The 9,665-nt window shown below is 70.7% G+C and carries 7 protein-coding genes and 1 pseudogene; 5 read left to right on the top strand and 3 right to left on the bottom strand.

The window, feature by feature from the left end:
• A pseudogene (locus AB0K82_RS20580) lies at positions 1-803 on the top strand (FAD-binding protein); the annotation flags it as partial.
• 125 nt (positions 804-928) lie between these two features.
• Here the strand turns inward: AB0K82_RS20580 and AB0K82_RS20575 are convergent.
• Positions 929-1,252, bottom strand: a complete 324-nt coding sequence (locus AB0K82_RS20575; RefSeq protein ID WP_364399005.1) for a hypothetical protein — start codon at positions 1,250-1,252, stop codon at positions 929-931.
• A gap of 454 nt (positions 1,253-1,706) precedes the next feature.
• On the opposite strand from AB0K82_RS20575, the gene AB0K82_RS20570 reads away from it, so the two are divergent.
• The 3 genes from AB0K82_RS20570 to AB0K82_RS20560 all read left to right on the top strand — a co-directional run bounded on the left by AB0K82_RS20570 (position 1,707) and on the right by AB0K82_RS20560 (position 7,623).
• Positions 1,707-2,741, top strand: coding sequence for a hypothetical protein (locus AB0K82_RS20570; protein ID WP_364399004.1), 1,035 nt, complete (start codon positions 1,707-1,709; stop codon positions 2,739-2,741).
• A gap of 562 nt (positions 2,742-3,303) precedes the next feature.
• Positions 3,304-4,872 (top strand): glycosyl hydrolase family 18 protein, encoded by a 1,569-nt coding sequence (locus AB0K82_RS20565; protein WP_364399002.1) that lies wholly within the window; start codon positions 3,304-3,306, stop codon positions 4,870-4,872.
• Between the two features lie 186 nt (positions 4,873-5,058).
• Complete coding sequence (locus tag AB0K82_RS20560) at positions 5,059-7,623, top strand: glycosyl hydrolase family 18 protein (RefSeq protein WP_364399000.1); 2,565 nt, start codon at positions 5,059-5,061, stop codon at positions 7,621-7,623.
• Positions 7,624-8,166: 543 nt separating this feature from the next.
• On the opposite strand, the gene AB0K82_RS20555 is transcribed toward AB0K82_RS20560, so the two are convergent.
• Both AB0K82_RS20555 and AB0K82_RS20550 read right to left on the bottom strand, forming a co-directional pair.
• Entirely contained in the window at positions 8,167-8,331 is a 165-nt protein-coding gene (locus AB0K82_RS20555; RefSeq protein ID WP_364398998.1) for a hypothetical protein, read from the bottom strand.
• 61 nt (positions 8,332-8,392) lie between these two features.
• Positions 8,393-8,704: a YciI family protein gene (locus AB0K82_RS20550; RefSeq protein WP_364398996.1), complete on the bottom strand. Its 312-nt coding sequence runs from the start codon at positions 8,702-8,704 to the stop codon at positions 8,393-8,395.
• A 100-nt stretch (positions 8,705-8,804) separates the two neighbouring features.
• Between AB0K82_RS20550 and AB0K82_RS20545 the strand changes: the two genes are divergently transcribed.
• Positions 8,805-9,641: a LysR family transcriptional regulator gene (locus AB0K82_RS20545; protein ID WP_364398994.1), complete on the top strand. Its 837-nt coding sequence runs from the start codon at positions 8,805-8,807 to the stop codon at positions 9,639-9,641.
• Positions 9,642-9,665: the final 24 nt, after the last annotated feature.

The raw sequence follows: 9,665 nt of genomic DNA, 5'->3' as shown, positions 1-9,665 counted from the left end.
CGGCGGTCCGGCTCGATTTCTCGGCCCTGGACCGCCCGTTGGACGGTGCCACGTTCGATGACCGGGAGTCGCTGCACCGGAGCGTGGTGGCCGGGCTGCGGGACGACCTGGCGCAGGCCCGGGACGCGAGCCGGAGTCCGCTCAAGACCGCGATGACCGCGCTGGGAGCCACCCGGGGCCGGGTCCGCCGGTTGGTGGCATACGGCGGCCTGGCCGGCGACTCTCATCGCCGCGACCTGGACGGCTGGTTCCGTGGTTTCGCCGCATCCGTGTCGAGCGGACCGCCGGCGGGCCGGATCGAGGAACTGCTGGCCCTGGCCGACGCCGGGCTGGTCAGGTTCGTCGGCCCGGGGATGACCGTGACCGCCGATCCGGAGCGAAAGATCTTCCTGGCGACCTCGCCGCAGGTCGGCGGTGAGCCGGTCACGGCACCGGCCTTCCTGGAGGCGCACCTGCCACCGCCCGACGTGCGCCATACCGCCGATCCGCTGCTCCGGCACCTGCGGGAGACCGGCGCCTGCCGTCCGTACCGCATCCCGACACCCGGTGGACCGGCCTATGAGACCGGCGGCTTGGAGGTCACGGAGAGCCCGTTCCACGTCGTCACCGCCGACGGACGCCCGCACCCACGCCGCTTCGCGCTGGGCATTCCCGTCGAATCCGTGCACTGGGGAACCGCGATCGGCGCGACACCTCGGTCGAACGCCGCGATGCTGCTCCAGACCGACGCGGTGGCCCGCGCCGCGATCCTGGCCGGTGACATCACGCTGGAGCCGACCGCGGAGGCCGAGAGGCCGGTCTGAAACCCGGCCATCCGGCTCCGAAGATCGCCTGCAGGCGTCGTTCCGACCGCCTGGCAGCCACGACGATCCACGCCGTCCACTCCGCGTGGCTCGGCGGTGGTGGTGCCGGTCTCATGGCGGCGTCGTCATGCCGCCTGGTGTGGAACGCCCTGGACATTGAGACCGGCACGCCGGGCCTGGGCCTGCCGGGCGCGGCGCTGGGCCGCCGCGGTGCGGGCGGCGGTCAACTTGGCGCGGACCTCGGCGGCACCGCTGCGGGCGGCTGCCGGATCGATGACCCGGCCCGCGTACGGGGCCAGCACCTCATGCACCGGCGGCGGGTACGGCGGATCGCGGCGGGCCAGAACCGGCGGGGGGCCGTCGCCGGTGGCGGCGAGCACGAGGGAGGCGAGCACGAGGGAGGCGTGACAGCTCGGGCACTTCACTGCGGACCGGTCGTCCTTGCACATGCCACCGATGATTCCCCCCACCGCCGACAAAACCAGAGCACCGAGGTCGGTCGGATCCGCCCGAAAACGGGGCGGGCTGTGGTGAACCCGAACACGGCGGGATTCGTATGCCTTGCCGAGGGGTCGGCCTACCGCCGATACCGCCTGTGTGCGGGGCGAGGGGGTCGACCTTAGAGCGCCGCGCCGTCGCGTGGAGGAGGTGCACGGATGACCGGCCATCTCTTTCGCCGGACCGAATCCGGCACCGGAGGTGGATCGTGACCCGCCAGAGGATGCCAGACCGGGGACCGGCCGGGTCGGAGCCCTGGACAACGCCGACCGAGCCGCGCTGGAGCGGCTCGGCGAAGCGCCGCGTCGGCATGCGCCCTCAGCGGGAGGGGCGTCCCGTGGCAGCCGGCCGGCGCGCCGCTGGACGCGGCGCCCGCGATCTGATTCAGACCTAAGGAGAGCGATCTTGTCTTCTCAGCCAGGACCCGCTGAACGCGTGGAGTCGCTCGGTATCCGCCGGCCGCTGGAGTTGCCCGAGGCGGACATCGAGGAGGCCGGAGACCTGTCGCCGGGCGCCGGCGCCGAGCCGGCCCATGAGGACGACCGGCCCGCCGCCGAGGAGAAGAAGACCGGCGAGACCCAAGAGCGGCCGAAGGACACACCGTCGGCGGCGAAGGAGCCGGAGGACCCCGCCCCGGACACGGACGTCGCGGTGGCGGCCGCCCCGCGGACCGCCGCGGTGAACGCCGACGAGATGCCGCCGGACCGGCCGAGGAAACCCGTGCTGGCCGCGGTCGCGATCGGCGGGGTCGTCCTGCTCGCGATCCCGGTCCTGCTGATCGGCACGGGCTCGCGGCATGCCAAGAAACACCCCGCCTCGGCGGCGGCCGACAGAGTGCTGTCCGGCGACGGACGGCAACCTCCGCCGGGCGCGTACACCTCCATGTCCCCGTCGGTCACCCCGACCGCGACACCCTCGGCACACGAGACGCAGAAACCGGCGGCCGCCAAGAGCGCCGCGCCCAAGACCTCCGGCAAACCTTCACCTCCCGCCCACGCGGCCTCCAAGGGCAGTCCCTCGAGCAAAGCGGCCCGCAAGAGCGGTTCCTCGACCAAAGCGGCCCGCAAGGGCGTTCCGGCGGGTGAGAAGCCGATGTCGGGCGGGAATCCGTGGGCACTCGAAGTGCACGCGCCCTACGACCTCAACCCGGGTAAGACCCTGCGCACGAACCGCCTCGCGTTGACCATGCAGACGGGCGGCGACCTCGTGCTGCGCGACACGAGCAGCAAGATCATCTGGTCCACCGGGACGCATCACGCCGGCGCGTACGCCGAGTTCCAATCCGACGGCAATCTGGTCGTCTACATCAACGGCAGACAGGCGATCTGGGCGTCGGGAACGCCCGGCCACAATGGCGCGACGCTGGTGCTCCAGGCCGACTACAACATGGTGATCTACAACGGCCATAATGCGATATGGGCGACCAATACCAATAGGTGACTCCGCGACCATGCGTGCTCCCGGTGCCCCCGCTCCCGGAGGGGCACGGGTGGGGACGCTCGCATGCGGCCTGGATGTTCCGGGCGGACCGGGGATGCTGGAGCCGGTGCTCCACGCGCCGCTCACCGCCCCGCCCGACGACACCGTGAGGGTGCGGCCGCGCGACCGCGTCAACCTGCTCACCTGGGACGGCAAAGGCCGCCCGGAGGGACTGTTCCCGCCACGCCGAGCCGACGACGGCGACACTCGCCGACGCGGTCCGTGGGGCGGCCGGGTGGTCGCCGTGGCCCACGTGGGCCGACCGGGCAGGGTTGCCAACACGAGGCCGGAATCTCGGTGATTAGTGCCAAAGTTCACCGTTGGCTCGCACTGGTCCGGTGGGCCACCTGGGCTGGTCCGCCGAGGCGTTCGCGAGCACGGCGATTGGGGGTTGCCGGGGGTCGGGGCGCTGGTTAACGTGCTCTCAAATTGATAGGAGAGTTTCCTAATTAATTCCAGCACGCACTGACCCGGGTCTCGGGGGATTCCCGCCAGCCTTCCCACCGCGCCCATGGAGTGAGCCATGCGCCCCCGCTTAGTTCTCAGTGTCCTCGCCGCCCTCCTGATCGCCCTCCTGGTGCCCCTCGGCGCCCGTGCCGACGCCACGGCGGCCGCCGGCACCGCGACGTTCACCAAGCCTTCCGACTGGGGTTCGGGATGGGAGGGGCGGTTCACCCTCACCAACGGATCCGATATCGCGATCAACGGTTGGCGGGTCGAGTTCGACCTTCCCGCGGGGACGACGATCGGGTCCTACTGGGACGCCCTGCTGACCACGTCCCCGCCCCATCAGACGTTCCGTAACCGCGACTACAACGCGGTGATCCCGCCCGGTGGATCCGTCACGTTCGGGTTCCTCGGAACCGGTCCGGGGAGTCCGCTGAACTGCACGTTCAACGGAGCGCCCTGTACGGGCGGGGCCCCGGGCGGCCTCGGCGCCCCCGGCACGCCGACCGTCACGGACCGGACCGATACGTCGCTGACGCTGTCGTGGACCCCGGGCAGCGGGACACCGACCGGCTACCACGTCTACGAAGGCTCCGACCTGAGGACGACCGTGAGCGGCACCGGCGCCACGCTCTCCGGCCTCGGGGCGTGCTCGACGCACAGCTACACGGTCAAGGCGTACGACGCCGACGGCGAGTCGCCCGCCAGCGAGGCCGTCACCGGCACGACCACCGGCTGCGCGACCGGACCGCTGCCCAGACACTTCCTGACCGGCTACTGGCACGACTTCGCGAACCCGGCCCGCGAGCTGAGGCTCTCCGAGGTGCCGGCGGACTACGACCTCATCGCGGTCGCGTTCGGCACGGCGACCTCCCGCGCGGGCGAGGTCACCTTCGGGGTGGATCCGGGACTGTCGACGGCGCTGGGCGGTTACACCGACGCGCAGTTCACAGCCGATGTGGCGGCGCTCAAGGCGAAGGGCAAGCGGGTCATCCTGTCGATCGGGGGCGAGACGGGCACCGTCCGGGTGGACAGCGCGGCCGCCGCGACGACCTTCGCCGACAGCGTCTACGGCCTGATGAACCGGTACGGCTTCGACGGGGTCGACATCGACCTGGAGAACGGGCTCCAGCCGACCTACATGGAGCAGGCGCTGCGCCGGCTACGAGCCGAGGCGGGCGCCGATCTGATCATCACCCTGGCGCCGCAGACCGTGGACATGCAGTCCACGGGCGGGTCCTACTTCCAGCTCGCGCTGAAGATCAAGGACATCCTCACCGTGGTGCACATGCAGTACTACAACTCCGGCGCGATGCTCGGCTGCGACCAGAAGGTCTACGGGCAGGGCACGGTCGACTTCATGACCGCACTGGCCTGCATCCAGCTCGAGAACGGCCTGCGGCCCGACCAGGTGTCGCTGGGCCTGCCCGCGGGCCCGGGCGCGGCGGGCGGTGGAGTCGTCTCGCCCGCCCTGGTCGACGACGCCCTGGACTGCCTGGCCAGGGGAACCGGGTGCGGTTCGTTCAAGCCGCCGCGCACGTATCCCGATATCCGCGGCGCGATGACCTGGTCGATCAACTGGGACGTCACCGACGGCGGCGGCTTCGCCGGCACGGTCCGCCCGCACCTGAACACCCTGCCGTAGGCAGGCCGGCATGAAGGGCCGCCGGGTCCCGGCGGCCCTCCATGCCCGGCAGACGCGCCCCCGCACAGGCGAGATCACGCGAACGCCCGGGAGCCTCGCCGGCGCCCCCGCACCGGCGAGATCACACGAATGCTCGGGAGCCTCGCCACCCGCTCCCGGAAGACCCCTAGGAAGTAGGTGTTCGGTATGCGCCGATCGCTCGGCATCCTGCTCACCATCATCGTCGTCACCGCCTTCGCCGTGGCCCCAACCTGGGCGGCCGGGCGGCTGTCGGCGACCTTCAGCCTTTCGGGCACCACAGGCAAGTACGTGGTCGCCAACCCCGGCACGTCCGCCGTCAGCGGCTGGACGTTGGTCTTCGAACTCCCCGCGGGCGTGACCGCGAGCAACGCCCAGAACGCCACCCTCACCCAGAACGGGACGAAGGTGACGCTGACGCCCGCGTTCTACATCAACACCATCGGCGCGGGAGCGAACACCGAGCCCTACAGCCCCACCTTCACGCTCAGCTCCGCCACGCAGCCCACGAAATGCACGGTGAACGGCGCGAACTGCGACGGCAGCGGTGATGTGCCGCCCACCCCGACGGCGGTCACCGCCACCTATTCCGTCAACGGAACGCAGGCCAAGTTCGTCGTCGCCAACAACACCGCCGCCACGATCAACAACTGGTCGATCGTGTTCGACCTGCCCGACGGCGTCACCGCCAGTGCGGCCGACAACGGCTCGCTCAGCCAGAGCGGACACACGGTCACCCTCACCGCCGCCTACTACAACGCCACCGTCGGAGCGGGCCGGACCACCGAGCCCTACAGCCCGACCTTCACCGTCAGCCGGTCCGGCGCGGAGCCCACGAACTGCCGTATCAACGACGCCAACTGCGACGGCTCCGCCGACGTGCCGCCCGGCGCGCCCGGCGGCCTGCGCTCGCCGGTGAAGACGACCAAGACAGTGTCGCTCGCCTGGACCGCCGCCACGCCCGGCAGCCTCCCCGTCACCGCGTACGAGGTGTACAACGGCTCCACCCTGGCGACGACCGTGTCGGAGACCAGCGCCACGGTCACGGGCCTGACCCCCAAGACCGCGTACACCTTCACGGTGAAGGCCAGGGACCGCAAGGGCACGCTCTCGCCCGCCAGCCAACCGCTCACGGTCACGACCAACGACCCGGCCGACGACACCCAGGCCCCCTCCGTCCCGGCCGACCTGCACAGCACCGGCAAGGACTCCTCCAGCGTCGATCTCGCGTGGACCGCGTCGACCGACAACTCCGGGGTGGCGAATTACGACGTTCTGGTGGACGGGACGGTCGCCACGACGGTCACCGGGACGACGGCGACCGTCACGGGGCTGTCCCCGTCCACGACCTACTCCTTCACCGTCCAGGCCCGCGACCTGTACGACAACGTCTCGAACGTCAGCGCGCCGATCAAGGTGACCACCGACGACATCGTCGCGGCGGGCGGCTACGCGCGCATCGGCTACTTCGTCCAGTGGGGCATCTACGGTCGCCAGTACTTCGTTCGCAACCTCGACACGATCGGTAACGCCGCCAAGCTGACCCACCTGAACTACGCGTTCGCCAACATCGACCCGAAGAACCTCACCTGCCTGCAGGGCGTCACCAAGGGCACCACCTCCGACCCGGAGGACCCGAGCCAGGGCGACGGCGCGGGCGACGCCGACGCCGACTACGGCAGGTCGTTCAGCGCGGCGCAGTCGGTGGACGGGCAGGCCGACACCGGCTGGGAGAAACTGCGCGGCAACTTCAACCAGCTCAAGAAGCTCAAGGCCAAGTATCCGAACCTGAAGGTGCTGATCTCGATCGGCGGCTGGACGTACTCCAAGTACTTCTCCGACGTCGCCGCCACCGATGCCTCCCGCAAGAAGTTCGTCAGCTCCTGCATCGACACCTACATCAAGGGCAACCTGCCGGACTACGAGGCGGCGGGCGGCCCGGGCGTGGCCGCCGGCATCTTCGACGGCATCGACCTGGACTGGGAGTGGCCAGGGGCCGACGGGCACCCCGGAAACCACGTCAGCCCGAACGACAAGGCGAACAACACACTGCTGATCGCCGAGTTCCGGCGCCAACTCGACGCGCTGACGAAGGAGACCGGCAAGCGCTACGAGCTCACCGCGTTCACCCCGGCCGACCCGGCGAAGATCGCCTCCGGCTGGGATCTGCCCGAGGTCGCCAAGAGCCTGGACATCTTCAACATTCAGGGCTACGACTTCCACGGCGCGGGCAGCGACAACTCCTGGGAGCCCAACCGCACCGGACACGCGGGCAACCTGTACACCGACACCGACGACCCGTATCCCTTCCACTTCAGTGTCGAGAACGCGGTGAACGCGTATCTGGACGCCGGAGTCAACCCCCGCAAGCTGACCATCGGCCTGGCCTACTACGGGCGGGGCTGGCAGAACGTGACCGACGGCGGCAAACACGGGGAGTGGCAGGCCGCCCAAGGGGCGGCTCCCGGGCAGTTCCCGGAGGAGGCCGGGACACGCGGCTACGGCAACCTGATCTCCAGCGTGCCCAACTGTGCCATCACGCATGACGAGCAGGCGGTCGCCACGTTCTGTTACACCGGCGACAACGGGCAGTGGTGGACCTTCGACGACGCGTGGTCGATCGGGAAGAAGGCCGCCTGGCTGCGGAGCAAGAACCTGCTCGGCGCCATGATCTGGGAGATGTCCGGCGATCCCGGCGTCCTCACCAAGGCGCTGGACGACGGCCTGAAGTAGGTGTCCGGGCGCGGGGCCGGGCGTCTCCCGCGCTCTCGGGGATGCAAGACCTGACCGACGCGGTGTTCCGGCTCGACTGCCGCGTCGCCGACGGCTGCGGCCAGGCCGAGGCGACCGCTTCTTGGCATGCGCAGCCGCACAGCGCGATCGGGTTCGCGTGCGTCCTCCTGCTGATCGTCACGCCGTTCGTGCTCGCCCGCCGCTTCAAACAGCTCCCCCAGTGGCGCCGTCTGGGGTATCGCCGTAGCCGCCCACGTCGTCCGGCTGGGCCTTGTCGCGGACAATGGCTGACCGATGTCACCGGTGGGCGGCGGCGTCGTCGGGCTGGGGGAGTCCCTCCGAGGTCACGGCGCCGGCCGCCGACATCACGGCCGCCGTACGACGCTACGTCGACAGCGACCAGGGGGCGGAACGCAGGTCGGTGACGCCACGCCGTTCGCGGCTCGCCGGCGGCCCTCCGGCGGCCTTCCCGATCGCGATCATGGAGACGATCGTCCACCCCGGGTCACGTCCCGGTGCAACCGACCACCGTACGGTCGTATTTCAGTGAGCGGCACCGACCCAGCGGCGGTAGGCGTCCACGTCGACGTTGCTGCCGCACAGGACGGTGACCACGTGTCGGCCGGCGAAGCGGTCGGGATCTTCGAGGATCGCCGCGATCCGGCGGGCCGCCCGGATGCGGGCGGTGTCGAGGCGCGTCTCCTGCATGACGCAGCAGCGTAGCGCCGTCGGCGCTGTTCCCCGGCCGGCGGGCTGGGGGGACGCCTGATCATGCCTCAGGTGCTCGGCCCGTGGGGAGGCGCGGAGTCGTCCAGGTGGGGTCGAACTGCAGGATCTCGGCGGTAGCGGCGCCACTGGTGACGAACGGATCGCAGGCGACGGCGGCCTCTATCGCGGACCGGTCGCCGTCGGCGATGATCACCCCGCCCGTGCGGGGGCGCAGCGGGCCGGCGAGCCGGGCCATACCCATGGCGAACACGCCGTCGGGGTTGGCGTAGTGCGCCTCCTTGAGCGCGTCGATCGTCTCCAGCGGGGCGCGGTAGGTCAGCACGATCACGTACATGACCCCAGACAAGCGCACCCCAGGCCCGTAGCGCCAAGACCGATCCGCGACGTCGTCATAGGATGACGCCTATAACAGCAGGTGACGGGGACGGTGGTGCATGGAGGAGCTTCCGGGCGTGGAACTGCGGCACCTCCGCTACTTCGCCGTCGTCGCCGACGCCGGCACCGTCACCGAGGCCGCGCGGCGCCTGCGCATCGCCCAACCCAGCCTCAGCCAGCAGATTCGGCTGCTGGAACGGCGCGTCGGCACGCCGCTGTTCCGGCGTACGCGCCAAGGGATGGAGCCGACCGAGGCCGGTCGCCTGCTACTCGACGGCGTACACCGTGCCTTCGACGAACTGCGGTCCTCGGTCGCGGCAGCGCGCGCCGTACCGGAGACGGCGCGCGTCGGGGTGTGCCGAGGCGTGGCACAGCCGGTCCTCGCGCGGGCGGAGGAGATCATGACGCGTGGCCGCCGACTACGACTCGTCTATGAGCCGGTCGACTCCGAGCGTCAAGGCGGCCTGCTGCGGGCCGGCACGCTCGCGTTCGGTGTCCTCCGTACGCCCGTGGACGAGACGGGACTGACGCTGAGGACGATCAGCGACGAGCCGCTCGGCGTCCTGCTGCATCGGCGCCACCCACTCGCCGACCGGACGGAACTGACCTGGTCCGACCTGTCCGGCCAGCGGTTGCTGTGGTTCCCCGCCGGGCGCGCCCGTGGCTACGCGGCCGACGTTCTCGCCCGGCTGCGCGAACGCGGTTGGTCACCCGAGACCCGCACCGAGGACCACGGCAGCCACACCCTGTTCCGCCACGCCCTCCTCGGCGACGACGACCTCGTCGCGCTACGGACACAGTTCAGCCTGGCCGGCGACCCTGATGTCGTCTGGCGCCCGGTCGGCCCGAATCCGCCCCACGAACGGCTCGTCCTGGCCGCGGCCGCCGGCACAACCTGGTCGCGACAGTTGTGACACGCTCCCGTACGTGGCCGCCGG

The organism is Actinoallomurus sp. NPDC052274 (genome assembly GCF_040679475.1).
Taxonomy (GTDB): domain Bacteria; phylum Actinomycetota; class Actinomycetes; order Streptosporangiales; family Streptosporangiaceae; genus Actinoallomurus; species Actinoallomurus liliacearum.
This window is presented reverse-complemented; position numbering and strand designations above follow the sequence as displayed.